This window comes from Bifidobacterium erythrocebi (assembly GCF_012932675.1).
Classification (GTDB): Bacteria; Actinomycetota; Actinomycetes; order Actinomycetales; family Bifidobacteriaceae; genus Bifidobacterium; species Bifidobacterium erythrocebi.
In genome coordinates, this window is the sequence record NZ_JAAIIF010000005.1 from 104,893 (window position 1) to 131,201 (window position 26,309).

23 protein-coding genes are annotated in these 26,309 nt (G+C 63.1%); 17 read left to right on the forward strand and 6 right to left on the reverse strand.

The genetic code is table 11. The annotated features are described in order from the left end of the window. The first annotated feature begins 10 nt into the window (after positions 1-10). The 6 genes from G1C98_RS01530 to G1C98_RS01555 all read left to right on the forward strand — a co-directional run bounded on the left by G1C98_RS01530 (position 11) and on the right by G1C98_RS01555 (position 7,300). Positions 11-1,009, forward strand: coding sequence for a purine nucleoside phosphorylase YfiH/LACC1 family protein (locus G1C98_RS01530; protein WP_169078593.1), 999 nt, complete (start codon positions 11-13; stop codon positions 1,007-1,009). Between the two features lie 108 nt (positions 1,010-1,117). Then, a complete protein-coding gene (locus G1C98_RS01535) occupies positions 1,118-1,930 on the forward strand; it encodes an IspD/TarI family cytidylyltransferase (RefSeq protein ID WP_240944874.1) in 813 nt (270 codons plus the stop codon). Between the two features lie 19 nt (positions 1,931-1,949). Continuing rightward, positions 1,950-2,606: a pyroglutamyl-peptidase I gene (locus G1C98_RS01540; RefSeq protein WP_169078596.1), complete on the forward strand. Its 657-nt coding sequence runs from the start codon at positions 1,950-1,952 to the stop codon at positions 2,604-2,606. Positions 2,607-2,765: 159 nt separating this feature from the next. Beyond that, on the forward strand, positions 2,766-4,175 hold the full coding sequence (locus G1C98_RS01545; RefSeq protein ID WP_240944875.1) for a cell division protein: 1,410 nt from the start codon (positions 2,766-2,768) through the stop codon (positions 4,173-4,175). A 232-nt stretch (positions 4,176-4,407) separates the two neighbouring features. Continuing rightward, complete coding sequence (locus G1C98_RS01550) at positions 4,408-5,742, forward strand: C1 family peptidase (RefSeq protein ID WP_169078597.1); 1,335 nt, start codon at positions 4,408-4,410, stop codon at positions 5,740-5,742. A 430-nt stretch (positions 5,743-6,172) separates the two neighbouring features. After that, a complete protein-coding gene (locus G1C98_RS01555; protein WP_169078599.1) occupies positions 6,173-7,300 on the forward strand; it encodes a 3-deoxy-7-phosphoheptulonate synthase in 1,128 nt (375 codons plus the stop codon). A 126-nt stretch (positions 7,301-7,426) separates the two neighbouring features. Here the strand turns inward: G1C98_RS01555 and G1C98_RS01560 are convergent, their stop codons facing one another. Further along, entirely contained in the window at positions 7,427-8,308 is an 882-nt protein-coding gene (locus G1C98_RS01560; protein ID WP_169078601.1) for a glycosyltransferase family 2 protein, read from the reverse strand. A 92-nt stretch (positions 8,309-8,400) separates the two neighbouring features. Here G1C98_RS01560 and G1C98_RS01565 point away from each other — a divergent pair, with 92 nt between their 5' ends. From G1C98_RS01565 to G1C98_RS01615, 11 genes are all read left to right on the forward strand, one after another. Then, on the forward strand, positions 8,401-9,954 hold the full coding sequence (locus G1C98_RS01565; protein ID WP_470287744.1) for an AI-2E family transporter: 1,554 nt from the start codon (positions 8,401-8,403) through the stop codon (positions 9,952-9,954). After that, on the forward strand, positions 9,954-11,177 hold the full coding sequence (locus G1C98_RS01570; RefSeq protein ID WP_169078605.1) for a glycosyltransferase family 2 protein: 1,224 nt from the start codon (positions 9,954-9,956) through the stop codon (positions 11,175-11,177). Before G1C98_RS01565 ends, G1C98_RS01570 begins: the two co-directional genes overlap by 1 nt. 114 nt (positions 11,178-11,291) lie before the next feature. Then, a complete protein-coding gene (locus G1C98_RS01575) occupies positions 11,292-12,110 on the forward strand; it encodes an ABC transporter ATP-binding protein (RefSeq protein WP_169078607.1) in 819 nt (272 codons plus the stop codon). Further along, the gene (locus G1C98_RS01580) at positions 12,107-13,714 is read left to right on the forward strand and encodes an ABC transporter permease (protein WP_169078609.1); all 1,608 of its coding nucleotides are present in this window, start codon (positions 12,107-12,109) and stop codon (positions 13,712-13,714) included. Before G1C98_RS01575 ends, G1C98_RS01580 begins: the two co-directional genes overlap by 4 nt. 23 nt (positions 13,715-13,737) lie before the next feature. Further along, on the forward strand, positions 13,738-15,174 hold the full coding sequence (locus tag G1C98_RS01585) for a D-alanyl-D-alanine carboxypeptidase/D-alanyl-D-alanine-endopeptidase (RefSeq protein ID WP_417852286.1): 1,437 nt from the start codon (positions 13,738-13,740) through the stop codon (positions 15,172-15,174). A 77-nt stretch (positions 15,175-15,251) separates the two neighbouring features. Further along, positions 15,252-15,815 (forward strand): hypoxanthine phosphoribosyltransferase, encoded by a 564-nt coding sequence (hpt, locus tag G1C98_RS01590; protein ID WP_205831830.1) that lies wholly within the window; start codon positions 15,252-15,254, stop codon positions 15,813-15,815. Then, entirely contained in the window at positions 15,812-17,890 is a 2,079-nt protein-coding gene (gene ftsH / locus G1C98_RS01595; protein WP_169078611.1) for an ATP-dependent zinc metalloprotease FtsH, read from the forward strand. The genes hpt and ftsH overlap by 4 nt, the downstream gene beginning before the upstream one ends. A 4-nt stretch (positions 17,891-17,894) precedes the next feature. Further along, on the forward strand, positions 17,895-18,494 hold the full coding sequence (folE, locus tag G1C98_RS01600; RefSeq protein ID WP_169078613.1) for a GTP cyclohydrolase I FolE: 600 nt from the start codon (positions 17,895-17,897) through the stop codon (positions 18,492-18,494). Between the two features lie 111 nt (positions 18,495-18,605). Further along, positions 18,606-19,478 carry a dihydropteroate synthase gene (gene folP / locus G1C98_RS01605; RefSeq protein WP_169078615.1) on the forward strand — a complete coding sequence of 291 codons (873 nt, stop codon included), beginning with the start codon at positions 18,606-18,608 and terminating at the stop codon, positions 19,476-19,478. Positions 19,479-19,560: 82 nt separating this feature from the next. Continuing rightward, positions 19,561-21,177, forward strand: coding sequence for a 2-amino-4-hydroxy-6-hydroxymethyldihydropteridine diphosphokinase (gene folK / locus G1C98_RS01610; RefSeq protein ID WP_169078617.1), 1,617 nt, complete (start codon positions 19,561-19,563; stop codon positions 21,175-21,177). A gap of 36 nt (positions 21,178-21,213) precedes the next feature. Beyond that, complete coding sequence (locus G1C98_RS01615) at positions 21,214-21,750, forward strand: DUF3180 domain-containing protein (protein WP_169078619.1); 537 nt, start codon at positions 21,214-21,216, stop codon at positions 21,748-21,750. Positions 21,751-21,919: 169 nt separating this feature from the next. Here the strand turns inward: G1C98_RS01615 and G1C98_RS01620 are convergent, their stop codons facing one another. From G1C98_RS01620 to G1C98_RS01640, 5 genes are all read right to left on the reverse strand, one after another. Further along, positions 21,920-22,822, reverse strand: coding sequence for an acyl-CoA thioesterase (locus G1C98_RS01620; protein ID WP_169078621.1), 903 nt, complete (start codon positions 22,820-22,822; stop codon positions 21,920-21,922). A 312-nt stretch (positions 22,823-23,134) separates the two neighbouring features. Then, positions 23,135-24,814, reverse strand: a complete 1,680-nt coding sequence (gene ettA / locus G1C98_RS01625) for an energy-dependent translational throttle protein EttA (protein WP_169078623.1) — start codon at positions 24,812-24,814, stop codon at positions 23,135-23,137. A 250-nt stretch (positions 24,815-25,064) separates the two neighbouring features. Further along, positions 25,065-25,367 carry a HigA family addiction module antitoxin gene (locus G1C98_RS01630; RefSeq protein WP_169078625.1) on the reverse strand — a complete coding sequence of 101 codons (303 nt, stop codon included), beginning with the start codon at positions 25,365-25,367 and terminating at the stop codon, positions 25,065-25,067. Then, on the reverse strand, positions 25,339-25,554 hold the full coding sequence (locus G1C98_RS01635) for a type II toxin-antitoxin system RelE/ParE family toxin (protein WP_240944876.1): 216 nt from the start codon (positions 25,552-25,554) through the stop codon (positions 25,339-25,341). The genes G1C98_RS01630 and G1C98_RS01635 overlap by 29 nt, the downstream gene beginning before the upstream one ends. Positions 25,555-25,777: 223 nt before the next feature. Continuing rightward, positions 25,778-26,212 (reverse strand): hypothetical protein, encoded by a 435-nt coding sequence (locus tag G1C98_RS01640; protein WP_169078629.1) that lies wholly within the window; start codon positions 26,210-26,212, stop codon positions 25,778-25,780. Between the last annotated feature and the right edge of the window lie 97 nt (positions 26,213-26,309).

Genomic DNA, 26,309 nt, shown 5'->3' on the forward strand with positions numbered 1-26,309 from the left:
GGAACACACCATGACCGAATACGACGACGCGATCCTCGATTCATCCTCCATCAGCTCCACGGACAAGGCCGGACGCCCGATTCCGGTCACCATCCCCATTATCCTCGCACAGGGCATCACCGTCACCTACACCACGAGGCTCGGCGGCCTGAGCGCGGGGGAGTGGGGCAACTGCAACCTCGGCGGCAAGGGCGGCGATAGCGCCGAAGCCGTGCTGTCGAACCGCATCGCGTTGTCGGAAGCCGTGGGAGCCCCGCTGAGCATCATCTCGCAGGTGCACTCGGGCAAGGCCGTGGATATGGACGAGGTGTTCGGCAGGAACGCCCTGTTCGGCTACGACTTCTCCGGCACCCAGGACGACGAAGGCCATGCCCAGGCGGGCGTGACCGTGATCGAGGCCGACGCGCAGGTGACCTCGCGCAAGGGCGTGGCATTGGGCGTGTTCGCAGCCGACTGCCTTCCGGTGTTGCTCGCCGACCCGCAGGCCGGCGTGATCGGCGTCGCGCATTGCGGGCGCAAGGGATTGCAGCAGGGCGTGATCGGTTCGGCTGTGGACCTGATGAAGACGAAGGGTGCCGTGCCGGAACGCATCGTGGCCACGCTCGGACCGCGCATCTGCGGCGACTGCTATGAGACCGGCGACGAGATCGCCGACGCATTCGACGCGCAGTTCCCCGGCAGCTTCTCCCTGACCCGATTCGGCGGCACCGGCATCAACATCGTGGCCGCGGCACTGAGCGAACTGTCCAAGGCGGGTGTGGTGACCGACAACATCATCGAATCGCGCCCGCGCGTCAACGCTGCCACGCAGTATCTGAGCGAGGACGCCGAACTGGCGGAGCTGTGCGCCACGGACGGCGAAGGACCGGCAAGCCTTGACGAACGTATCAACGCGATCCATCGCAGCATGTGCACGGTGGAGAACCCGCTGTGGTACTCGCATCGTCGCGCCGCGCTCGCCGGCAAGACCCACGAGGGCCGCATGCTCGCGCTGATCCAGCGCCAGTAGGCGTTGGAACGGCGTTGCCGGGCGCATTCCGGCGACGGACGAAGATTCCGTGCAGAACAGCTGATCGCGGCCATGGGCACGGCATGGCACGGCATACGGTGGAGGACTATGCAAGAAGAAGAGAAGAAAAGGCAGACCGCGCCTGTGGTGGCGGTGGTGCTTGCCGCCGGTTTCGGCACCCGTTTCGACCCTGACAACCCCAAGCAGCTGGTGTGCATCGCGGACAAGCCCATCGTGTGCTGGAGCATCGAGGCCTTCGAGCACAACAGCCGTGTCAGCGACATCGTGGTGGTGGTGAACCCCAAGGTGCGCGGCGCGGTCGAGGAACTGATCGACGAGGCCCGCTACGAGAAGGTGCGCATGGTGATCGACGGCGGCGCCGAGCGCGCGGACAGCACCATGGCCGCGCTGAGCATACTCAAGCAGGCCGGCATTCCCGAGAACGCGAAGATCCTCATCCACGACGCGGTGCGTCCGTTCGTCTCGCAGGAGTCGATCGACGATTCGATCGACACGTTGGACGAGTTCAACGCGGCGACCGTCGCGTTCGCCTCGACCGACACCATTCTGCTGACGCATGACGCCGGCGACCGCAAGGTGATCGGATCGGTGCCCGACCGTGCCGACACCTTCCGTGCGCAGACCCCGCAGTCCTTCCGCTTCGGAACCATCAACCACGCCTACGAGCTGGCCGCCGGCGACCCTGATTTCCACCCGACCGACGACACCCGTGTGGTGGTGGACTACCTGCCCGACGAGTCGGTCGCCATCGTGTCCGGCAGCGAGACGAATCTGAAGGTCACCACCATGGCCGACCTGCCGACCGCGGAACGCATCGCCGCAAGCGTCACGCATCAGCTCACCAAAGAGGAGGCGCGCGCCCGGATGCACGCCATCCTGCGCGAGGCCGTGGGCCGCTGAGGAACGGTAGACTGGGCGTATGCAGCAGTTCAGCGTGGTGATTTCCGGTTTCGACCATTACGACGGCATCGAGGTCAATCCCTCCTACGAGGTGCCGAAGCTTCTCGCGCAGCGGGGCGTCGGCGGACTCGACGGTGTGGAGCTGACCATCAGCACGGTAAGCCTTCCGGTGAGCTTCTCCAAGGCATGGCCGCTGCTGAACCAGACCATCGAAACGGCGAAGCCGGACATCGTCATCGCCACCGGACTCAAGCGCGCGGCCCGTGGCATACTGCTGGAACGGTGCGCCACGAACATCATGGATTCCAGCAAGCCGGACATCGACAACACCACGCCGCGTCTCGCGCCCATCGACCCGAACGGCCCCGCGGCCTATTGGACCCGCCTGCCGCTGCGCGCGATCCTGGGCGATTTCACCCATGATTCCATCCCCGCCACATTGAGCTCCGACGCGGGCACGTTCGTATGCAACTCCCTGTTCTACAACCTGCTGAACTGGGCCTCCTCGCAGGAGAAGGTGCTGGCCGGGTTCGTGAGTCTGCCGATGGTGAACGAGGATCCGCACCCGCAGCGCGGCCTTCCGTTGGAACAGCTGGTGCAGGCCTGCGCCGACGTGGTGCGCAAAAGCGTGGAATACTACATGCGCCCTTCCAGCGAGGGCATTCTCATCGCCTGAAATCCCGCCTGCGTATCGCTTCGCCTGCCGGGCGGTCGAGGCTGTGTGAAAAGTTCCAAGACGCTCGCCGATTCACGGCCGCATATGCAGTAGTGTTTTACGTGGATAAGTCGAGTAGGATTATGTGCCACGACGGAATTTCGGCGAAAGGAACAGAGAATGGAACAGTTCCCGGTTGTATTGAGGGGATACGACAAGGACAGGGTGGACGCGGCCTTCGCGCAGGCGCAGAAGACGTTGGCCGACATGCGCGAGCAGATCGCCTCCAATGACGACATGATCCTTCAGCTGCAGGCGCAACTTGAGCAGGAGAAGTCCCGTCAGGACAAGTCCGGCAGCAGCTTCTCCTCGCTGGGTGCGAACGCGCAGCAGATGCTGTCGTCCGCGGAGCAGACGAGCGCCGAACTGCTCGAACGTGCCAAGAGCGACGCGGCTTCCACCCGTTCCGCCGCGCAGGTGCAGGCACAGACCCTGATCAACAACGCCAAGCTCGACGCCAAGCGCATCGTCGACGATGCCAAGGCCAAGGCGGACAGCATCCTGACCCGCGCCAACAACGACGCCGAAAGCACCACCCGTTCCGCCAAGGAGGACGCGGAGCATCTGCGTTCCGAAACCACGAAGAACGTCACCGAGCAGCGCCAGACCGTCGAGATCGAACTGCGCAACGCCCGTGAGGAACAGACCAAGAAGCTGGCATCCGAGCGCTCCACCCAGGAACGCGAGATCGCGGAGATGAAGGCCGACGCCGTTCAGCAGATCGCCGCCCAGCGCAAGAACACCAACGAGGAACTGACCCGTCTGAAGAACGAGGCCAACGATCAGATCGAGGCCGCCCTCGCCGAGGCGAACAAGAAGCTCGCCGACGTGCGCGAGCAGGTGGCCAAGATGACCACCGACGCGCAGCGCAAGGCCGCCGAGATCACCGACGCGGCGAACACGAAGGCCCAGGAGATCACCGACGAGGCCGAAGTGCACCGCACCAAGACCATGAGCCAGGTCAGCGCCGAAGTCGAACAGATCCGCAGCGATATCGCCGCCCAGCAGGAGGAAGCCACCAAGAAGGTGAGCGAACTGCTGGAAAGCCTGGAACAGCGTCGTACCGCGGCCAAGAAGGAAGCCGACGAGCTGATCAGCCAGGCCAAGACCGCACGCCAGGAAGCCGACGAGTACGCCACCCGCAAGCGTACCGACACCGACGCCAAGGTCGATGTGATGCTGAAGAACGCGCAGGACGAGGTCGAGCGCCAGATCGACGAACGCCGCAAGGCCGCCCAGGAGGAGATCAGCGACCTCAAGGAGCGCATCAGCAACCTGCAGCAGCGCGAGGCCCAGATCACGCAGCGTGTGGGCGAGCTTCGTTCCATGTTCTCCAACGCATTCGCTGGGTTCCTCGCCGACGACCCGAATGGTCCCGCAGCACAGGCGCCTGCCGCCCCCGCCGCTGCGGAGCAGTCGGAAGAGCCGGCACAGGCCGAGGGCGAAGTGCCCGCCGATACTGCCAATGCCGGTGGCGAAGCCGCCGAAGCGGGCGATCAGCCGGAAGCGAACGGCGAGAGTCAGGAGTGACATTCGTTGATGAATAGGGTGCCGGCCGAATCCTGTGGGGGTTCGGCCGGCACCCTATTCATGTCTATGAGCCCGTGGCTTGCCGCATTCGTGCCGTTTGCTGTCGTGACGGCGTGATCGGGAACGATGATGGTAGGCTGGGCAGCACAGCACCATGTGCGATTCTGCGGCATCCGGCCTGGGAGATCCCGACGGCCGGGTGCCGCGATGTTTTGAGTAAAGGAGCATTCATATGGCACAGATCACACCGTTGAGCGCCGAGGCCCTTGAGGGACTGCGTGATGGATTCGAGTCGAGCGCCGTCAATCGTATGGCGATGAACGCCGTCACCGCGGCCGGGGTGGATAAGGTGGCCCGCAACTACGACCGCGCCCGCCTGATGCAGCGCAGGTTCTCCACCGTCATCGACAATGGCGACGCCACCCATCAGGACCGTTCCGGCCGCTGCTGGTTGTTCAGCTCGCTGAACGTCGCGCGTTTCGTGGCCAAGAAGAACCTGGGACTCAAGGAATTCGAGTTCTCCCAGAACTACGCCATGTACTACGACAAGCTGGAACGCATCAACTACTTCCTGAAGGACGTGGCCGCGCTGATCGCCGCCGGCGAGCCCGCCGATTCCCGCCTGATGCAGCACCTGCTGCAGGATGTGATGGGTGACGGCGGCCAGTGGACCATGGCCATGAACGTCTACAAGAAGTACGGTGCCGTGCCCAAGGACCTGTTCCCGGAGACCGAGTCCTCCAAGAACACCGGCGAGATGAACACGCAGCTGCGTCATATGCTGCACACCGCCGTGGCACGCATGTACGCCAAGGACGCCGATGTGGAGCGGATCATCGCCGACGCCACTGCGGCGGGCCATCGCATCCTCACCATCCACCTGGGCGAGCCGCCGGTCTCCTTCGATTGGGAGTGGACCGACAAGGACGGCGTGTTCCACCGCGACGGCGAGATCACCCCGCAGGAGTTCTGGAAGAAGTACGTGGGTTCCGCCGATCTGGAAAGCTATGTGTGCCTGGTGGACGATCCGCGTTCCGAACATCCGAAGGGCAAGAAGATCGCCATCGAGCATCTGGGCAATGTGGCCGGCGGCGACGCCACCGAGTACCTGAACGTGCCGAACCAGTTCATGAAGGACTGTGTGAAGAAGATCCTGGTCGAGGAGGGCATTCCGGTGTGGTTCGGCGCCGACTGCCATCCGTTCATGGATCGTGAGAACGGTGCGTGGGCCACGGATCTGTTCGAGTACGGCAAGCTGTACGACTTCGACTTCGACCTGGATAAGGAGGAGCGCGTGCGCTTCGCCGATTCCGCCATGAACCATGCCATGGCCTTCGCCGGTGTGGACGTGGCCGAGGACGGTTCCACCCGCCGCTGGCGTGTGGAGAACTCCTGGGGCACCAAGATCGCGGACAAGGGTTACTTCACGATGAGCGACGACTGGTTCACCGAATACGTGTATGAGGTGGCCGTGCCGAAGGCGCTTCTGCCGGCCGAATACCAGGCCGCCCTGGACGAGCCCGCCATCTCCCTGCCCGCATGGGATCCGATGGGCGCGCTCGCGTAGGCGACGCCCCAGTGGGGCGTCGCGCGAGCGCGCCGGAGCGAGGCGGTAGCCGAGCTCCGGTGGGCATGGGGCAAATACCTGTGATGTCGTCTTTTTAAAGGGACGATCAGACACGCGCGCTCGCGTACGCCTGGCAGTAGCCGAGCTCCGGTGGGTATAAGCCAAGCACCTGCTACACCGCATTGACTCGACGCATGCGTTCGCACTTCAAGCGTCCCATCAACCGGGCCGTCTGCCCTTCCGCAGGCGGGCCGTTCCTGTTGCTCCATCCGCCTGAATCCGCCCTATCCGTTCCGGTAGACGGTCGACCGTTGTATATTGCGTGGCCGATGAACTATTGTGGTGAATTCGGTGCGCATGTGTCGCACCGTTCAACCTGTATTGTCGGTATTGCAGTCACTGTAAGGCATTGAGAGGAAGGAGAGTCGGCATGGCAGCGTTACGCGGTCCGGATAGTTCCGAAGATGAGCGTCGTTTGGGGGAGCAGGCCGTCTTTCCCGAGACGGTGGATGTCAATATCCGCCAGCTTGACCCGATTCCCGCGCCTCGTGCGTTCCTGCGTGAGCTTCCGCTCACCGAGGAGATGTGCGAGTTGGTGCGGCGGTCGCGTCAGGAGATTCGTGATGTGCTGCGTGGCAGGGACGATCGTCTGCTGGTCATTGTGGGCCCGTGTTCGATTCATGATCCCAAGGCCGCGCATGAGTATGCCGAGAGGCTTGCCGCGGTGCAGCGTGAGCTGAACGATCGTCTGCTGATCGTGATGCGCGTGTATTTCGAGAAGCCTCGTACCACTATCGGCTGGAAGGGCCTGATCAACGATCCTGATCTTGATGGCCAGTTCAATATCCGCAAGGGCATGTGGGAGGCGCGTAAGGTGCTGACCGACGTGCTGTCGCTCGGTCTGCCGATCGCTACCGAGTGGCTTGATCCGATCACCCCGCAGTATATCTGCGATGCCATCAGCTGGGGTGCCATCGGCGCGCGCAATACGGAGAGCCAGGTGCATCGTGAGCTGGCCAGCGGCCTGTCGATGCCGGTCGGTTTCAAGAACTCGACCGACGGTTCCATCAAGGCCGCCGCGGATTCTTGTTATGCGGCGGCATTCGAGCATCATTTCCTGTCCATCAATCTGGATGGCCGTGTGATTTCCGCGGAGACGAAAGGCAATCCGGATTGCCATCTGGTGTTGCGTGGTTCGTCGAGCGGTCCGAACTATGACGCCGAGTCGGTCAGGAAGGCGCTGGATGCGCTGCGCAGGTCGAAGGCTTCCGGTCCGAGCGAGCATGGATTGGTCATTGATGCCGCGCATGGCAATTGCGGCAAGGACGAGGTGCGTGAGGCTGAGGTGGTCGAGGAGATCGCGGCCCGCTTGGCCGAGGGCGAGCAGGGCATTCTCGGCGTGATGATGGAGAGCTTCCTGGTGGCGGGCCATCAGAAGCCCGCTCCGCTCGATCAGCTGGTGTATGGCCAGTCGGTCACCGATTCGTGCATTCCGTGGGATCGTACCGAGCAGTTGCTGCACACACTGGCCGACGCCGTTACGGCCCGCCGCGCGTAGTCGCGTATAAGGCCGTTGAGACGTTTTCAGCTGAACGCCCCACACACATAAGGCCGGGCCACGCGAATCACATGGTTCACGTGGCCCGGCCTTATGCGTATTTCTGCGCGTATTTCTGTGCTGCGGTCACATATCCTGCAGGTCGTCCTTGTCCTCAAGCTCGGACTGCATGCTGAACCACATGCGTTCGGCGGGGTTGATATCGCGCACTTCGAGCAGTTTCTGGTACATGGGGTACAGCACGTGCAGCCACGGGTACATGATGTATAGCGTGTGCTCCGACTTGTGGGTGCGCCAGTGCTCCGGGTGTGCCTCGAAGGTGTTACGGAACCGCTTCATGTAGGCGTGGAACGAGCTCGGCGACGTGTACATGCGCCGTGCGGAAATGCCGCACACCATGCGCTTGGAATACACGGTCTTCAATCCGCGGCCCAGCAGGTGCAGCGATACGTCCACGTCCTCGTGCATCACGTCGGATTTGTCGCGGCACACCTCGTTCCTGATCTGCTTCCATGCGGTGGCGCGCAACGCCATGTTCGATCCGAACAGCAGCACCTGCCCGTTGTCGGCGCGGTATGAGTGGCGTCGCACGTGGTCGTCGCCGCGCAGCGCGATCTTGCGTGCGGGCATATCGTAATAGCTCACCGGTCCGGTCGCCCCCATGGCCTCGTCGTCTTCGGTGAAGATGCCGGATACGACCTCCACCCAATCGGGTTTGAGCATGCAATCCGCGTCGATGCGTCCGAGCACGTCGCCGGTGGCGGCATCGAGCCCATAGTTCCTGGTGGGGATCAGCCCCTGTTCCTCGTCCTGGTGCAGCAGTCGGATCGGTGCCTCCGGGTGCTGCGTCATGAATTCCTCCACGACGGTGCAGGTGCTGTCGGTACTGCGGTTGTCCACCACCAGAATCTCATGCGGGCAGACGGTTTGGCGGATGGTGTTGGTCAGGCAATCAGCGATGCGTTCCTCTTCATTCCACGCAGGGATGATAATCGAGACATTCAGCATGCCTTCCAGAATAAGAAGCCGGGCGTACACTACGGGCTGAACCGGGGGCGGTACAGCCCTCGTCGCTAGAATGGGGTGCCATGGAAGAACGCATGGACGAACGCGCGGGTGCGCGTGGAGGAAGCGGGGAAGACGCCAGAAACGGGCTTCGCTGGGATTTGGGGGCTTTGTTCCCGGCCAAGGGGGATGATCGCAGGCCGCCGGAATGGTTCGGCAGAGCTTTGCTGTACATTGCCATAGCGGTGGTCATATTCGCTTACTGCTGGCGTTCGTGGGGGTTGGTCGCCTATCTGATCTACGACATCATCATCGCGCTGTTTCTGGCGCTCGCCATCGAGCCGATGGTCAAGGGGCTGGTGAGCCATGGCTGGAAGCGCGGGATGGCGGCGGTGCTGTCGTTCACCGTGGTGATTGTCGCCGTATGCGTGCTGTTGCTGCTGTTCGGCAACATGTTCATCCAGCAGGTGATCGCGTTGTTCACCGGATTGCCCGACATGTATGAGCAGGTGCGGCAGCTGATCATCCAGCAGTTCTCGTTCACGCTGCCGGAGATCGACAATCTTGGCCCCGAGATCATGAAGAACATCCAGTCCTCGTGGATTTCCGATTTCGCCGGTCAGGCGCTGCACACCGTTTCCGGCGTATCCGCCGCGTTCATCGACGTCACCACGGTGATCATGGTCACGTTCTATATCTCCGCGGCAGGCCCGAAGCTGCGCCGTTCCGTATGCCAGTGGTTCGCCCCGTCCGCACAGCGTCGCATCCTTACCGTCTGGACGGTCGCGCAGGATCAGATTTCGTCCTTCCTGTTCTCCCGTACCATTCTTGCCGTGCTCAACGCCTTCTTCACGGCCGTGTTCCTGGTGATCATGAAGGTGCCGTACTGGCTGCCTTTGGCGCTGTTCAGCGGCATCGTCTCGCAGTTCATCCCGATGGTCGGCACGTTCGTGGGCGGTGCGGCGCCGGTGCTGTTCGCATGGGCGAACAATGGTCTGGTGGCAGGCATCGCGGTCATCGTGTTCATCACCGTGTACCAGCAGATCGAGAACTTCATCTTCCTGCCGAAGATCTCGCAGCGCACCATGGACATCAACGAGGCCGTGGCGTTCATCTCCGTGCTGTTCTTCGGCTCGCTGTTCGGCGCGATCGGCGCGTTCCTTGCGCTGCCTATCGCCGCGTCCATCCAGGTGATCGTGCATGCCGGCACCCGCCGCTACGAGCTGGTGGATTCGCCGTTGATGAGCGACCCCGCGCCCAAGAAGAAGTCCAAGGTGGTCGAGGCCGGCGAGGCGTTCAACGAGCATGTGATCCAGCCCATCAACCATGCCATTCCGCGTGCCGTCTCCAGCACCGCGAACCGTGTGCACGTGGACGATGAGCTGCGCCAGATGCAGGAGATCTTCTACTCCATGTCCGACGAGGAGCTGCGTGAGGGGCTTGAGGACGATTCCGCCACCGTGGCGATTCCCAAGGGGGTGCTCAAGGAAGCGGCCAGTCATGACGGCCGTTCCGGCAAGCCCGCTCTTAAGGGGACCGAGGTGGACGCGTCCGTCAACGAATCGGATTCCGATTCCGCGACTCGAAGCGAGGACGGTGAATCGCCTTCGAACGATGTCTCATCCAATCCGCGAAAGGGGTGGCGCTGATGGTTCTGCTCACCGTACTTGATGTGCTGCTGTTCGTCGTGGGCGCGGTCGGCATGATCTACCAGGGCGTGTGCATCGTGGCGTCCCTGTTCGCCAAGCCCGTCACCTTCCCCGAAGCCGCGATGGACAAGCGGTATGCCGTGCTCATCTCGGCCCGCAACGAGGAGAACGTGATCGGCAACCTCATCACCTGCCTGCATGAGCAGACCTATCCGACCGAGCTCATCGACATCTGGGTGGTGGCCGACAACTGCACCGACGACACAGCCAGGGTCGTGCGCGACATGGGATGCCATGTGGTCGAACGCCACAATATGAAATTGGTCGGCAAGGGCTATGCGCTGACCTATCTGCTCGACCATATGATCGACGCGGGCCTGTCCGACACCTATGACGCCTATTTCGTGTTCGACGCCGACAACAAGCTGGACCGCCACTACTTCGAGGAAATGAACAAGGCGTTCCAGTCCGGCTTCAAGATCCTGACCAGTTACCGCAACTCGGTGAACCTGGCCGACAATTGGGTCTCGTCCGGCTCCGCACTATGGTTCATCCGCGAATCGAGGTTCCTGAACAACTCCCGCATGCTGTTCGGTTCCAGCTGCCACGTGGGCGGCACCGGCTTCATGTTCTCCAAGGAGATCATGAAGCGCAACAAGGGCTGGAAGTTCCATCTGCTCACCGAGGATCTCGAATTCACCATGGACTCGGTGCTGCACGGCGACCGCGTCGGCTATTGCGGTAGCGCCATCCTCTACGACGAACAGCCCATCACCTTCGCGCAGAGCTGGCGTCAGCGCCTGCGCTGGAGCAAGGGCTTCCTGCAGGTCTTCCGCTATTACGGCCCGCAGCTGATCCGCCGCGCCATCAAGGAACGCGACTTTTCCGCGGTCGACTTCACGTTGCTGCTGTGCCCGTTCACCATGCTCGGCGTGATCCGCGTGGCGTTGGGAATCATCTTCGCCGCCTGCGGCTTCGTCACCTGGCAAAGCCAGCTGGGCGCGGTCAGCGGCTGGGGCAGCGGCATCGTGCTCGCCGTGCTGGGCATGATGGCGCTCGCGGGCCTCACGATCATCGCCGAACGCAAGCAGATCGGCGCGACGAACAAGGAGCTGTTCGCCTACGTGCTGAGCTTCCCGATCTACATGCTCAGCTATGTGCCGATCTCTTTCCAGGCCATCTTCTCCAAGGTGCAGTGGAAGCCCATCGAGCATAAGGGTTGAAGCCGGGCGAGCGATGCGAGGCGGGGCGGAAGGCCCGGAACGGCCCCGAATGCCGCCCCGCTCCGCCACGCGTAGCGTCCCGTGTTATTCGTTGCGGCACCTACCATGGGGAGTATGAGCAATACCACAGCAGTTCCCCATGTTTCCGCGGTTCCGGGCACCGCGCCGGACCCGCATATGGCCGTCTCCATGCGCGGTCTGGTCAAGCGGTTCGATACCAAGATCGCAGTGAACAATCTGAGTCTCGATATCCCCATTTCCTCTTTCTATGGCGTGGTCGGTCCGAACGGTGCCGGCAAGACCACGACGCTGCGCATGCTGACCGGTTTGCTGCAGCCGGATGCGGGAAGCGCCATGATTCTCGGCCATGATGTGTGGAGCGACGTGAATGCCGCCAAGCGCATGATCGGCGTGATGCCGGATTCCAGCCAGATCTTCGACCGGCTGACCGGCTTCCAGCTGCTGGTGTACTCGGGCATGCTGCGCGGCATGAAGCGCAGGGAATCCGCCGCACGTGCGCGCGATCTGCTCAAGGCGTTCGATCTGCAGGGTTCCTCGGACGTGATGGTCGCCGACTATTCCGCCGGTATGACGAAGAAAATCTGCCTGGCCACCGCCATGATCCACAGTCCGCGCGTCCTGGTGCTCGACGAGCCGTTCGAGGCGGTCGACCCGGTCTCCAGCGCCAACCTGAAGGACATTCTGCTGGAATACGCCGCCACCGGCGGTACGGTCATCATCTCCTCGCATGTCATGGCCCTGGTGGAGCGTATGTGCACGCATGTGGCCGTGGTGAGCAACGGCGCCGTCTGCGCCTGTGGAACCGTGGAGGAGGTGGCCGCGGGTCAGGATCTGGAGGATCGGTTCCTGCAACTGGTCGGCGGACGCCATTCGGCCGCCCACCTTTCGTGGCTCGACGGCGGTGCCCGATGAGCGATATCGTGTCGATCGTACGTCTGCGCTGGGCGATGCAGATCTCGGCCCTACGTAAAAACCCCAGGGCGCTGGTGTCGCTTGTTCTTGGTCTGCTGCTCGGTGTGGCCGTCATCGCCATCGCCGGGGTGCTGGGCTGGTATGCCGTCGGCGTCGCCGATTCCGAGGCGTTCCGTTCGGCGATGATAATGGCCGGCGCGTTCCTGATCTTGTTTGCGCTGCTGGTGCAGATCATGAGCCTTGGTCAGGGGACCACGCTGAGCCCGTCGAAATTCGCCCTGTACGGCATCTCGGACGGCAAGCTGACCGTCGGCCTGCTGGCGGCCAGGCTGAGCGGCGCACCCAGCATCGCCATCTTCGTCGCCTTGTCGCTGATGGCGTTGTCCTACCGTTCCGCCGGGCCCGCGGCGGCGGTTGTCGGCGTGGTCTGTGCGGCCCTGACGGTCATCACCATGTTCGCGATGACCAGCACCCTCACGGCGCTGCTGTCTTCGGTGAGCGTTTCGAAAAAGGGCAAGAACATCCTGTATGTGGTGATCTCCGTCATAGTGATAGCGTTCAGCCAGCTGGGCAGCTTCCTTGGCGACCAATTCACCTCCGTGATGCTGCAAAGCAAGGCGGCGCTCATGGTGTTCGCCATCCTGGCGTGGACGCCGTTCGCGGCGACGTTCCAGATTCCGTTCGATGTAATCGACGGCGCCTGGTTCGCCGTTGCGGGCAGGGGTGCCGTCCTGCTGGCGACATGGGTCGTCTGCTATCTGATCTGCACGTGGCATCTGCGTACGGAACGCCTGGCCTCCGGCACGAGCGGAGCGAAGACCAAGTCCGGCAAGCGCCGGATCGACATGTTCCGCCTCATGCCGGACGGTGTGTCCGGTGCCGTCAGCGCTCGCCTGGCCTTGTATCTGGGCAAGGATGCCCGCCAGGTCTTTCCGATGACGGTCCCCGTGCTGCTGGTGGTGCTTGCCGCATTCCGCGCTCCCGGTCTGGTATGGCAGGCGTTGGCCATCGGGCCGATGTTTGCGCTGGTCTATGAGGGCAACGGGCTCGCCAGCGACGGGCGCGGGCTCTATATGGCCGCGATGAGTGGCATTTCGGGGTGGAAGGAACGCATCGGACGCGCCCGCGTGTACGGCGTGATGATCACCGTATACATGCTGGTGCTTGCGCTGGTGTCGTTCGCGATCACGGGGTATTGGAAGACGTCGGAGCTCGTCATGCACGGTCTGGCGTTCACCGTGGCGAGCGTCGCGGTGGGGCTGTGCTGCGTGGGCGTCGCCGAGACCGTCTCCTGCATCATGATGTATCCGATGCCTCCGATCGACCGTCCGTTCTCGACCCCGCAGGGTCGCGGTGCCCTGCAGATCGTGTCTCCCGCCATCCAGATCGTCGTCTCCGCGGTGTGCGCGCTGCCGACATTGCTCCTGGTGCTCCTGCTGCCGAATATCGGCACCCCCATGGCGCTGGGCGTCATAACGCTCGTCTCGCTTATCGACGGTCTGGTCGTGCTGGTCGTCGGTTCATGGCTAGGCGGTAAGCTGTTGGATGCTCGGATGCCGAAGATCCTCGCGACGCTCGACGACTTCGCCTCCCTGCAGCAGTAGACGAAGATTTCCTAAACCCAGAGGTGAGATGCGTGCGTAGAGCTGCTGTCCGTCCGAATCATCGGATCGCCGTGGTCGCGGTGAGCGTGGTGGTCACGCTGGCCGTCTGCATCGGCTATACCATCGCGGACATCTACGACGTGGCGCCCGGCCTGCTGACCGCCAAGTCGGCGCCCACACGCACCTACACCTCCGTCCCCGAACCGGTCGCCGCCGGTGCCGTGGCGGGCAAGGTCGACCGTTCCGTGCCCATCGACGCGAAGAAGGCCAAAGCGCTGGTGGACGAGCTGATCAAGTCGCAGGGCGTGGGGGACGGCACCTCCGTGGCGATCGCCTCGGCGGACGGCACGGTGGTGGCCGAACGCAATCTCGATACGGAACGCGAACCGGCCTCCACAGTCAAGACGCTCACCGCCTTCGCCGCCGCCAACACCTTGGAGATGAGCGGCACACTGGACACTGAGGTCTACCTGACCCATGCGGATTCCACGCCGACCATCGTGTTGCAGGGGCATGGCGATATGCTGCTCGGGGCCGGGCAGAACGATCCGTCCCATATCAACGGCCGTGCCGGGCTGGCCACGCTCGCCCAGCGCACGGCCCAGGCGCTTGCCCAGCGCGGCATCGGCCAGGTGGCGCTCGCCGTGGACGATACGCTGTTCGGCGACGACAACATCTCCTCGGCGCTGGAGCAGAACAACGACGGCGACGCGATGTACACGCCGCTGTCGAGCATGGCCGTCGACGGCGGTCGCATGAGGTACGGCATGGCCGCCGACCCCGACGCGTTCACCGACTATCCGACGCTGTCGCGCACCACGGCGAGCGATGCCGCGGAAACCTTCAGGGAACTGCTCTCCGCGCAGGGCATCACCGTCACCGACTCGTCCGATACCAGCGGCATCGACGCCTCGGCACGTATCGCCACGGTCAGCTCGGCGCCGTTGAACGAGATCATGGCGTTCATGCTGCGCCATTCCGACAACACGCTCGCCGAACTGTTCGCCCGTCTCACCGCATTGAAGCTCGGCACGGGCAACTCCATGAGCGCCGACATCCAGGCGGTCACGCAGGTGCTGCGCAAACAGGGCATTCCGACGCAGGGGCTTCGCCTGACCAGTTGTTCGGGGCTTGCGGCCGGCACTCGCCTGCGCATCCCCACACTGCTCGCCGTGCAGCGGTCCCTTGTCGCCCTGGATACGCCAGGTGCCGCCGAACTCGAAGGGCTTTCCGTGCCGGGGCTGACCGGCACCGCGAAGAACAGGGCCGCCAGCGACGGGGTCAAGGGGCTCGCCCGTGTCAAGACGGGAAGCCTCGGCGGTGTGAGGGCCATGGCTGGCAATGTGTCGCGCGAACACGGGGGAGTGCTGCTGTTCGCCGTAATCGTCAACGACTCGTCCGACGAGCTGGCGGCCAACGACGCCATCGACGAGTTCATGGCGGGGCTGGCCAAGCTATAAAACAAGCCGTCGGATTCCCAGCTTTCCTTCAGGTAACGGCTAGAAACACGTCATTCGCCTGTGACAATATAGTGCCCATGCGAATCGCTGATGTACAAGAAGATATCGACTACGAACTGATCAGTTCCGAGGAAATCCACGCCATCATCGCCAAGGCCGCGGCTCAGGCGAGCAAGGATTATGCGGGCAAGGACCCGCTGCTCATCGCGGTGCTGAAGGGCGCGATCAACACCCTGGCGGCGTTTTCCCAGGCAATGTCCATTCCCTGCCAGCTCGACTTCATGAGCCTGTCGAGCTACGGTTCGGGAACCACGTCATCCGGCACCATCACCGTCCGTCAGGACCTGTCGACCGATGTTCGCGGTCGGCACATTCTCATCGTTGAGGATATCGTGGATTCGGGGCGTACGCTGGCATGGCTTGTCGAGGAGCTCAAGAGGCGCGGAGCCGCGTCCGTCGAGGTCTTCGCACTGCTCGAGAAGCCGTCCCGCCGCGAGGTCGAGGTCGACGTGAAGTACCCGGGCAAGGAGATTCCCGACGAATTCGTCGTCGGATTCGGTCTTGACTATGACGAGCGATACCGCAACCTCGACTCCATCGCGGTGCTGAAGCCCGAAGTGTATCAAGGAGAACAAGCATGAGCGTTCCTCAGGGACCGGGGCAGCCGAACAACAACGGCAACCCCTTCAACAACCCGTTCCGCCAGAACGGGAACAAGAACGGCGGGGGCAACAAGCAGAACCAGAACAATGGGGGCAATAAGCCGTTCTGGCAGTCCCCGTGGCTGTGGGGTGCGGTGATCGTCGTTCTCGTCATCACGATGTTCCAGATGTTCGCCGGCATGGGCACCCAGACCATCGACACCAAGGACGGCCTGGACCTGCTGAAGGACGGTCAGGTGAATTACGCCAAGATCGTGGACAACAAGCAGAAGGTCACGCTGCAGCTGAACAGCGACTTCACCAAGCGCGACGCCAACACCGGCAAGATGCACAACTACGGCAAGAGCGTGCAGTTCTATTACACGTTCGCGCAGGGGCAGGATGTCGTCAAGGCCGTGGAGAAGGCGGATCCGTCCAAGGGCTGGAGCGCCGACATCGAGTCCAGCAGCATGATGACCTACCTGATCCAGTCGATCCTGCCGTTCATCATCTTCTTCGCCTTCGCATGGTTCCTGATGAGCCGCATGGGTGCCGGCAACATGCTCGGCATGGGCGGCAAGAAGAACAATGGCAAGCTGCTCGAAGGCCAGACCCCGACCACCAAGTTCTCCGACGTGGCCGGCGAGGACGAGGCCCTGGCCGAGGTGGAGGAGATCAAGGACTTCCTGAAGGATCCCTCCAAGTACAAGGCGCTGGGTGCGCGCATTCCGCGAGGCGTGCTGCTGTATGGCCCTCCGGGCACCGGTAAGACGCTGCTGGCGCGAGCGATCGCAGGCGAGGCCGGTGTGCCGTTCTATTCGATGGCGGGCTCCGACTTCGTGGAGATGTTCGTCGGCCTTGGTGCCTCCCGTGTGCGTGACCTGTTCGACGAGGCGAAGAAGAACGCCCCGGCCATCATCTTCATCGACGAGATCGACGCCGTCGGCCGCAAGCGTGGCTCCGGTATGGGCGGCGGCCACGACGAGCGCGAGCAGACGCTGAACCAGCTGCTGGTCGAGATGGACGGCTTCGACAACGACACCAACCTCATCATCATCGCCGCCACCAACCGCCCCGACGTGCTCGACCCGGCACTGCTGCGCCCCGGCCGTTTCGACCGCCAGGTGGGCGTCGCGGCCCCCGATCTGGAAGGCCGCGAGGCGATCCTGAAGGTGCACGCCAAGGGCAAGCCGTTTGTGCCCGACGTGGATCTGCACATGGTCGCCGTGCGTACGCCCGGTTTCACCGGCGCCGATCTGGCCAACGTACTCAACGAGGCCGCGCTGCTGTGCGCACGCGCCGGTGCCCAGCTCATCGACAACAGGGCCATCGACGAGGCCATCGACCGCGTTCAGGCCGGCCCGAAGAAGCAGTCGAAGGGCATGGCGCTGGAGGAGCTGCGCAACACCGCATACCATGAGGGCGGCCATGCCCTGGTCGCGGCGGCGCTCAACGACACCGACCCGGTGACCAAGGTGACGATCCTGCCGCGTGGCCGTGCACTCGGCTACACCGCTGTCATGCCGACCTCCGACCGGTACTCCCAGTCGCGCAACCAGCTGCTCGACCAGATGGCCTACGCCATGGGCGGCCGCACCGCCGAGGAGATCGTGTTCCACGACCCGACCACCGGTGCCTCCAACGACATCGAAAAGGCCACGAACATCGCCCGCACCATGGTCGGCGAATACGGCTTCTCCGATCGTCTGGGCGCCATCAAATGGACCGAGGACGACGATCAGAGTGATATGGGCGGGCTCGCGCCGCACAAGTACTCCGAGCGCACTGCGGAGACCATCGACGAGGAAGTGCTCAAGCTGGTGGAGACCGCGCACACCGAGGCGTGGACGATCATCAACGAGAACCGCGACATCCTCGACGAGCTCGTTCGCCAGCTGCTGGTGAAGGAGACACTGAACGAGAAGGAGCTGGCCGAGATCTTCGCCCCCATCAAGAAGGCGCCGAAGCGCGAGGTGTGGCTGTCCAACGAGCATCGCCCCGATTCGGACAAGCCTCCGGTGGAGATCCCCGAATCGCTCAAGAAGTCCGTTGGCATGAAGGCCGAGGAGCACTGACGGTATGGCGGAACAGGCGCAAGGCACGGGCATTGCCCGCGGAACATACGATGAGGAGGGCGTGCGCCGGGCCGTACGCCTGTTCCTGCAATCCATCGGCGAGGACCCGGAACGCGAGGGACTGCTCGAAACCCCGGATCGCATCGCGCGTGCATGCAAGGAGATATTCTCCGGGCTTGACGCCTCGCCGGCCGATGTGCTGGAGAAGCATTTCGACGTGGACACCGACGAGCTGGTGCTGGTCAAGGACATCGAACTGTATTCGGTGTGCGAGCATCACCTGCTGCCCTTCCACGGCGTGGCGCATGTGGGGTACATCCCCGCAAAGAACGGCGTGATGGGACTGAGCAAACTGGCCCGGCTGGTCGAGGTGTACGCCAGACGTCCGCAGGTGCAGGAACGGTTGACCCAGCAGATCGCCGACGCCCTGGTGGATTACGCGGGGGCGCGTGGCGTGATCGTGGTCACCGAATGCGAGCATCTGTGCATGTCGATGCGCGGCATCAAGAAATCCGAGGCGCGAACGGTGACGTCCGCGGTAAGAGGTCTGCTGCGCAACCCCGCCACGCGAGCCGAGGCGATGAGTCTCATCCTCAACCACTAACGTCCAAGGCCCCGTTGCCGGCGCAGCAGAGACTGCCGGCACGGGGCCGCCTTATTAGAGGACTGGAAGCGTGATAGCCGATATCCGTTCAAAGGATTCAGAAAGGAAGCAATGACCGATCTGCAATCGATCCGCAATGCCGGGCGCACGCTGGTCATGGGCGTGCTGAACATCACCGAGGACTCGTTCTCCGACGGCGGCCTGTGGCTGGAACCGGGCAAGGCGGCGGAACACGGCCGCGCCATGCTGGCCGCCGGCGCGGACATCATCGATATCGGCGCGGAATCCACCAGGCCCGGCGCCAAGCGCGTGTCCGAAGAGGACGAGCTGACTCGCGTCCGCGGCGCGGTCGGGGCGTTGATCGAGCAGGGGGCGGTGCTGTCCATCGACACCACGCGGTCGAGCGTGGCCGCCGGCGCGCTGGAACTCGGCGCGCAGATCATCAACGACGTATCCGGCGGCACGCTGGACAAGGACCTGCCGCGGGTCGTCGCCGACCACGATTGCCTGTACATCGTGCAGCATTGGCGCGGCTGGCTGGCCGGTTCGCACGGTTCCACGCCGGACGCCGACACCTCGCATTACGAGCATGGCGTGCTCGCCGACGTGAAGGACGAGCTTATGCGGCAGGTGGACGCGGTGATCGCGGCGGGCGTCGACCCGGAACGCATCATCATCGACCCGGGACTGGGCTTCTCCAAGCCTGGTGTGGAGCACAACCTGCCGCTGCTGGCGGGACTGGAGACCTTCACCGGCACCGGCTATCCCGTGCTCATCGGGCAGTCGCGCAAACGCTTCGTCTCGTCCATGCTGGCCGATGCCGGCTTCGAACACGTCGATATGGACGATCGGGACAACGCCACCGCCGCGATCTCCGCGCTGTGCGCCGAACACGGAGCGTGGGCCGTGCGCGTGCACGATGTGGCACGATCACGGGCCGCCGTCGCCGTAGGAAACGCCTGGCGCGCCTACTCGAATCGGTGAACACGATTCACCGCGAACACGGTTTCATATGGATTCGGCGCAGCCGGTACGGCATGCGCCTAGCGAATGGGGAAGGACATCTATGGATCGCATCGTTCTTACCGGTGTACGCGCCAACGGAACGCACGGCGTGCTTGACTTCGAGCATGAGCGTGCGCAGCCGTTCGTCGTGGACGCCACGCTGTATCTCGACCTTGAGGCGGCCGGGGCAAGCGACGACCTGAACGACACCGTCGACTACGGTCGTGCAGCCAAGGAGATCGTCGCCGTCATCGAAGGCGAGCACGCCGACCTGATCGAGCATCTCGCGCAGCGCATCGCGGACAGGCTGCTGGGCATACCGCCCATCCGCCAGGTGGACGTGACCGTGCACAAGCCGCACGCGCCCATCACCGTGCCATTCGATGACGTGGCAGTCAGCATCAGCCGGTCATGCAAGGCGCAGCACGAGGCGGACGACGCCTCGAATGCGGAAGGTGACGTTCGACGTGGTGGAACCCATCATGCCGTCATCGCACTCGGCGGCAACCAGGGCGATGTGGCGGGCACGCTGCGCGACGCCGTCCGCCGCATCGACGCGCTTTCCGGCACGCAGGTCACCGGGGTGTCGCCGCTGTACCGTACCGCCGCGTGGGGCATGGCTGACGGCACGCCTGACTTCCTGAACGCCGTGGTGGAGGTGACGACCGCTCTGGGAGCGCATGATCTTCTCGAAGGTCTGCAGCGCATCGAACACGATCATGGCCGCACACGCGAAACGCATTGGTCCGACCGCACACTCGACTTGGACATCATCGACTACGACGGCGTCGAATCGGACGATACGGCGCTTACCCTGCCCCATCCGCGCGCATGGCAGCGGGCCTTCGTGCTGGTGCCATGGGCCGCGCTCGACCCGGATGCCGATCTGCCGGGCGTGCATGGCGGCCCGGTGATCGAACTCGCCGAAGGGCTGATGGACGAATCCGACGAACCGCCTGTCGAACTGATGGCCTCCGACTGGCTGACCGGCACGAACGGCTCGCATGGCTCGCACGGCAGGCACGGAACCGATGACGGCAAGCCCGAACGCCGGCAGTCCGGTCAAGCGGAACGCCGCCCACGGCATGCCGCGGATCACAGGCGGCCCAGCGCACCAGCAATGCAAGATGAGTCCCGCCGCAGCGCCTCCCATAGCGCATCCCGTGCCGGCATGGACGGCGCGGACGGCATGGACGGTATGCAGACCAGACCCGCCGTCATCTCGCTCGAATCCTCCAGCACCAATGCGGAGAACCTGTTCCGCGAGGCCATCGTCGCCATCGACGGCATTCCCGGCAACCAGGTCGAAGGCATTTCGCCGCTCTACCATGTCAGCAATCTCGACGGTCCGGACTCCATGAGCGCCGTCATCCAGATTCTCACCAAGCTTGGGCCGAGCGAACTCATTGAGGCGCTGGGCACCATCGACGCCATGCACGACAAGGCGGTGGACCTCGATCTGGTCGACATGCACGGCGTCACCTCCGATGAGCCGGATTGCCGGGTGCCCTGGCCTTCGGCCGGCAAACGTGCCGCCGTACTTGCCCCATGGATGGACATGGATCCCAACGCCACGCTGGGCGGTGACCCGGTATCGTTCCTGCTGGCCATGGCACAGGATGCCGGGCGCGTGGGCATGCTCAGCGACGCCTGGATCCTTGGAGCCGGAGCGCAGTGACGGGCGGCGAAGCGACAACGGGAAGGAGACCCGAGAATGAACGCGCGTAGGACGCCATGGTGGCATGCGGCCATCGCGATGGTGCTTGGACTGGGTGCCGGTGCGGGCGTTGCCATCCTGGGCGAAAGCTCTGGCACAACGCTTATCGGCACGCCATGGTTCGTGCCCGTGGCGCTGGGCGTGATCGGCGTGATCGCGCTGGTGCTGGCCGTCAACGTGCACCAATACGCCGCCACGGACCCGAAGAAACGCCCCAAGACCTTCGTGAACCCGTCGGTGGCCTTCAACACGCTCGTATTGTGCAAGGCGATGATCCTGGCCGGTGCGGCGCTCGCCGGTTGGTACGGCGGGCAGATCATCCCCACCATCACCCATATCGAGGGTTCGTTCTATGAGCAGGCGGTGCTGCAGTGCGCGGTGACCGCCGCCGTGTGCCTGGCGGATATGGTGATCGGCTTCGTGGGGGAGTGGCTGTGTAAGCTGCCGCCCACCGAGGGGCCGGAAAATCCCAAGATGAAGGAGCAGCAGCGCCAGAGCGGTCTTGCCGGGGCCGCCGCGAAGACCACGCGCTGACCGTGCCGCCGGCTGTACCACTGTTCGTTGTGCCACGGCAATACGGGGCATGCGGGAACGCGTGGCATACCCCGTGGAACATGCTATGGAAAAACGCCGAGGGGCATCTGTCATCAGCATTGACGGATGCCCCTCGGCGTTCCTGAAATAGGAATCGGAAGCCTGCCGATCAGTGCTGCGGCACGCGCAGCATGGCCTCCTGGCAGATCACGGCGACCAGCTCGCCATCCTGCGAATACACCTTCGCCTCGCACAGACCGCGCCCATGCGCCGCGGTGGGCGTATCCTGCACGTACAGGTGCCACTGGTTGATATCCACGTCACGGTACCACCACATCGAATGGTCGATCGACGCATACGAAATGCCCGGCGTGGCGATGCTCAGGCCGGCACGGCGCAGCACCGGTTCCATCATCACCTGATCGCAGCCCAAGGCCAGCAGCGCACGGTGCATGGTCTGCGGCACGTCCACCTCACCATCGCTGCGCATCCATACCATCTGCTTGCCGGAATCGGCTTCGGCGGAAGCCTTGTCGGGCTTGAGCATCACGGTCGGCGTGACATGGCGGATATCGAACGGCGACTGCTGCGCATAGAACCGCGCGAACGGCGACTTGTCGGAATACGGTGCCATCAGCTGCTTGGCGCTGGTCAGACCTTCCGGATCGGGCACGTCCTCCGGCATCGGATCGGCGAATTCCACGCCGGTCTGCCCGGCCTCCTGGAAGCTGGCGATCGCGGTCAGAATGGACCCGTCGGCCTGCGTCACATTCACTCGACGGGCGGAGAAGGAACGGCCGTCGCGCAGCTTCTCCACATCGAACAGCAGATCCTGGCGAATATCGCCGGGCGCGACGAAATAGCCGTGAATGGAATGAGGCAGGCGGGAAGGCGTCACGGTCTTGGCCGCGGCCATCAGCGACTGTGCGATGACCTGGCCGCCATACACGCGACCGGTGGGGAAATACATGCTTTCGCCGTTGATATACGTGTGATCGCGATATTCGGACGGGGTGCCGAGAGCCAGAACCTTCACGATGTGTTCCAATGGGGTGAGGGTCTCTTGGGTCATGGTATCTCTCGATTCGACGTTGGTTCGATTTGGACTTTCGATGCTGCCACTCTATACCGCACGTGTTACACCCCGCCGGACGCCTATGTTGTGACGGTGTTACAGGCGCAGCGCGGGGAGGTGTTGCCGTGCACCGCCTGTTTGCCCATACGGAAAGCCGTTTGAACCGGGTACAGGTGCGCCTAGCGAGACGGTCCGTCAGACATGCGTTCCCGTCTTATACGCCGAATGGCGGCCTCCCGAAAGGAAGAGCCGCCATTCGATTTCGCTGAAAGCCGAGCGGACCACCGCACCGGAACCATCGGCTGTGAATCAGCCGCGCACCAGCTTCTTGTGCAGACGGTGCGGACGGGCCGCGTCCTCGCCCAGACGCGCGACCTTGTTCTCCTGATAGGCCTGGAAGTTACCCTCGAACCAGTACCACTTGGCCGGGTTCTCGTCATCGCCCTCCCATGCGAGGATATGCGTGGCCACGCGGTCGAGGAACCAACGGTCGTGGGAGATGACCACGGCGCAGCCCGGGAACTGCAGCAGTGCGTTCTCCAGCGACTCCAGGGTCTCCACGTCAAGATCGTTCGTAGGCTCGTCGAGCAGCAGCAGGTTGCCGCCCTGCTTCAGGGTCAGGGCCAGGTTCAGACGGTTGCGCTCGCCGCCGGAGAGCACGCCCACGAGCTTCTGCTGGTCGGCACCCTTGAAGCCGAAGGACGCCACGTAGGCGCGGGTCGGTACCTCGACGCCGGCCACCTCGATGAAGTCGAGTCCATCGGACACGGCCTCCCACAGGTTCTTGTTCGGGTCAAGACCGGCGCGGTTCTGATCCACATAGCTGATCTTGACGGTGTCGCCGATCTTGAGCGAGCCGGAAGTCAGCGGCTCAAGGCCGACGATCGTCTTGAACAGCGTGGACTTGCCCACGCCGTTCGGACCGATCACGCCGACGATGCCGTTGCGCGGCAGGGTGAAGCTCAGATCGTCGATAAGCACGCGATCGCCGAACGCCTTGTGAATGTGCTCGGCTTCCAACACGGTGGAGCCCAGACGCGGGCCGGCCGGAATCTGGATCTCGGAGAAGTCGAGCTTCTTGTTGTTGCGTGCCTCCTGCTCCATCTGGTCGTAACGTTCCAGACGAGCCTTGTTCTTGGCCTGACGGGCCTTCGGCGAGGAACGCACCCAGTCGAGCTCGTTCTTGAGGCGCTTGGCGAGCTTGGCGTCCTTGGCGCCCTGGATCTCCATACGCTTGGCCTTGGTTTCCAGATAGGTGGAGTAGTTGCCCTTGTACGGGTACAGGTGGCCGCGGTCCACCTCGCAGATCCACTCGGCCACGTTGTCCATGAAGTAACGGTCGTGGGTGACGGCGATGACGGCGCCCTTGTACTGGTGCAGGAACTGCTCCAGCCACAGGATCGACTCGGCATCGAGATGATTGGTGGGCTCGTCGAGCAGCAGCAGGTCCGGAGCCTCAAGCAGCAGCTTGCACAGCGCCACACGACGGCGCTCGCCACCGGAGCACACGTTGACCGGGGTGTCCGGATCCGGGCACTGCAGGGCGTCCATGGCCTGTTCGAGCTGGGAATCGAGATCCCAGCCGTTCGCCGCGTCGATCTCGGTCTGCAGCTTGCCCATCTCTTCCATCAGGGCGTCGAAGTCGGCGTCCGGATCGGCCATTTCCTCGCCGATCTGATTGAATCGCGTGACCTTGTCCGCAATCGGGCCGAAGGCCATCTTGATGTTCTCGCCTACGGTCTTGGTGTCATCCAGCGGCGGTTCCTGCTGCAGAATGCCCACGGTGTAGCCCGGGGTGAGGGATGCCTCGCCGTTGGAGACGGTGTCGAGCCCGGCCATGATCTTCAGCAGCGTGGACTTACCCATGCCGTTGGGGCCGACGACGCCGATCTTCGCGCCGGGCAGGAAGCTCAGTGTCACGTCATCGAGGATCACGCGGTCGCCGTAGGCCTTGCGAGCCTTGATCATCTGATAAATGAATTCAGCCAATGTTGTGTTCCATCCTTAAGAAACGTTGGAATTCCAGCGTTTTGCGTAATCAGGTCGACGGATGCCCCGCTTTCGGATCGTCGTGTGAGGCGCTTCGGGTGCGATTGTGGCGGTGCACGAATCGCCAATCGACGCGCATCGACGAGAAGCTGGGATATTCCGGACCAGGACTTGCGCAAAGTACCGTCCGTAATTATCCCATACCCCGTCTACACGCCACGGCACGAGTCCCCGCCGCATTGCGCGCCCGTCAGGCGGAGACGAGCGGTTGGATGTCGCCTAGTTGGCTGGAATCGAAGCTCAGCAGGTCGTAGTCACGCTGAAGATTGACCCAGAACTCGGGGGTGGTGCCAAAGGCCTTGGCCAGTCGGTATGCCATGGGAATGGTGATGGCGCGTTTGCCGTTGATGATTTCGCTGATGGCGGTCTGCGACACGTTGATGGCCTTGGCAAGCCGGTAGCCGGTGATGCCGAGCGGCTGCATGAACTCCTCGCTCAGGATCTCGCCGGGCGTGCTGAGGAATTCATCGGTGGTAGTCGTCGAAGTAGACATCGTAGGCCTCCTTGGCTTCGTCGTCCCATTGGAAGATGAGACGCCATTGTTTGTTGACGCGGATGCTCCAGTGACCCAACAGATCGCCCTTCAATGGTTCGAGCATATTGCCGGGCGGAACCTTGAGATCCCTAAGCGCGTGGGCGGCCTTAAGCATCTGGAGCTTGCGCTTGAGGGGCTTTTCCATGCCAGCCGGATATCCTCTCGGATATGCACCGCCGTAAAGATAATCGTTGAGCTCCCGGTTCCGTGTTCTCATGCAACGATACTATCGCAAGACGTTAGTATCGTCAAACGTTACTATCGGATGCATGGCGTGGTCGCATGACTAAGTCAATCAACGACGGTAACGGAGCACAGGCAAAAGCGGAATCGAATCCTCAAAGCGTCTAAAGCGTCAGCCTTGTGCGTCACCCGATAAGCATCAACACGCAGAGACCGAGGAAAAATCCCTGTATCAGCGTTGCCAACAGAACAATTGCCGTGACGCAGCCGGCAAGGATACGGGCTGCCATCATGTCCTGTTTCAATGATGGGGCCGCATGCTCGTATTCCGGATCCGTTCCCGTATACATGCGAAGCGCTGCGACGACTATCCAACAGAAGACGCCTATGGCCAACACAAGAAATACTCGAATAGTGAGCGGGTCAGACTGCCCATGCGTGTCGCGCGTCAAATCCAATAGCGATGGATGCTCGTCCAGTATGGGCGGGATAAGACATAATATCCGCTCCATCAGAAGGTAGAAATCATTGAAGTGCAACAACGTCAGATCGATTGGCAGTTGCAGCAACAGACCGAGCCACCACAGCACACGGCGCCAAACGCGTAACGCAGGTTTCATCTTGATGGTCTCCCCTCTGTATCGCGTGGGCAGAAAGCCCCTGCCGGCGAGTATACGTTCCGGTTCAGAACCTGCGCAAAGTAGACATGTTCCGTGT

Excerpts from the sequence above, each read along its gene's own strand:
- G1C98_RS01530 (WP_169078593.1), top strand. The coding sequence starts at position 11 with ATGACCGAATACGACGACGCGATCCTCGATTCATCCTCCATCAGCTCC.
- G1C98_RS01535 (WP_240944874.1), top strand. The coding sequence starts at position 1,118 with ATGCAAGAAGAAGAGAAGAAAAGGCAGACCGCGCCTGTGGTGGCGGTG.
- G1C98_RS01540 (WP_169078596.1), top strand. The coding sequence starts at position 1,950 with ATGCAGCAGTTCAGCGTGGTGATTTCCGGTTTCGACCATTACGACGGC.
- G1C98_RS01545 (WP_240944875.1), top strand. The coding sequence starts at position 2,766 with ATGGAACAGTTCCCGGTTGTATTGAGGGGATACGACAAGGACAGGGTG.
- G1C98_RS01550 (WP_169078597.1), top strand. The coding sequence starts at position 4,408 with ATGGCACAGATCACACCGTTGAGCGCCGAGGCCCTTGAGGGACTGCGT.
- G1C98_RS01555 (WP_169078599.1), top strand. The coding sequence starts at position 6,173 with ATGGCAGCGTTACGCGGTCCGGATAGTTCCGAAGATGAGCGTCGTTTG.
- G1C98_RS01560 (WP_169078601.1), bottom strand. The coding sequence starts at position 8,308 with ATGCTGAATGTCTCGATTATCATCCCTGCGTGGAATGAAGAGGAACGC.
- G1C98_RS01565 (WP_470287744.1), top strand. The coding sequence starts at position 8,401 with ATGGACGAACGCGCGGGTGCGCGTGGAGGAAGCGGGGAAGACGCCAGA.
- G1C98_RS01570 (WP_169078605.1), top strand. The coding sequence starts at position 9,954 with ATGGTTCTGCTCACCGTACTTGATGTGCTGCTGTTCGTCGTGGGCGCG.
- G1C98_RS01575 (WP_169078607.1), top strand. The coding sequence starts at position 11,292 with ATGAGCAATACCACAGCAGTTCCCCATGTTTCCGCGGTTCCGGGCACC.
- G1C98_RS01580 (WP_169078609.1), top strand. The coding sequence starts at position 12,107 with ATGAGCGATATCGTGTCGATCGTACGTCTGCGCTGGGCGATGCAGATC.
- hpt (WP_205831830.1), top strand. The coding sequence starts at position 15,252 with ATGCGAATCGCTGATGTACAAGAAGATATCGACTACGAACTGATCAGT.
- ftsH (WP_169078611.1), top strand. The coding sequence starts at position 15,812 with ATGAGCGTTCCTCAGGGACCGGGGCAGCCGAACAACAACGGCAACCCC.
- folE (WP_169078613.1), top strand. The coding sequence starts at position 17,895 with ATGGCGGAACAGGCGCAAGGCACGGGCATTGCCCGCGGAACATACGAT.
- folP (WP_169078615.1), top strand. The coding sequence starts at position 18,606 with ATGACCGATCTGCAATCGATCCGCAATGCCGGGCGCACGCTGGTCATG.
- folK (WP_169078617.1), top strand. The coding sequence starts at position 19,561 with ATGGATCGCATCGTTCTTACCGGTGTACGCGCCAACGGAACGCACGGC.
- G1C98_RS01615 (WP_169078619.1), top strand. The coding sequence starts at position 21,214 with ATGAACGCGCGTAGGACGCCATGGTGGCATGCGGCCATCGCGATGGTG.
- G1C98_RS01620 (WP_169078621.1), bottom strand. The coding sequence starts at position 22,822 with ATGACCCAAGAGACCCTCACCCCATTGGAACACATCGTGAAGGTTCTG.
- G1C98_RS01630 (WP_169078625.1), bottom strand. The coding sequence starts at position 25,367 with ATGTCTACTTCGACGACTACCACCGATGAATTCCTCAGCACGCCCGGC.
- G1C98_RS01635 (WP_240944876.1), bottom strand. The coding sequence starts at position 25,554 with ATGGAAAAGCCCCTCAAGCGCAAGCTCCAGATGCTTAAGGCCGCCCAC.
- G1C98_RS01640 (WP_169078629.1), bottom strand. The coding sequence starts at position 26,212 with ATGAAACCTGCGTTACGCGTTTGGCGCCGTGTGCTGTGGTGGCTCGGT.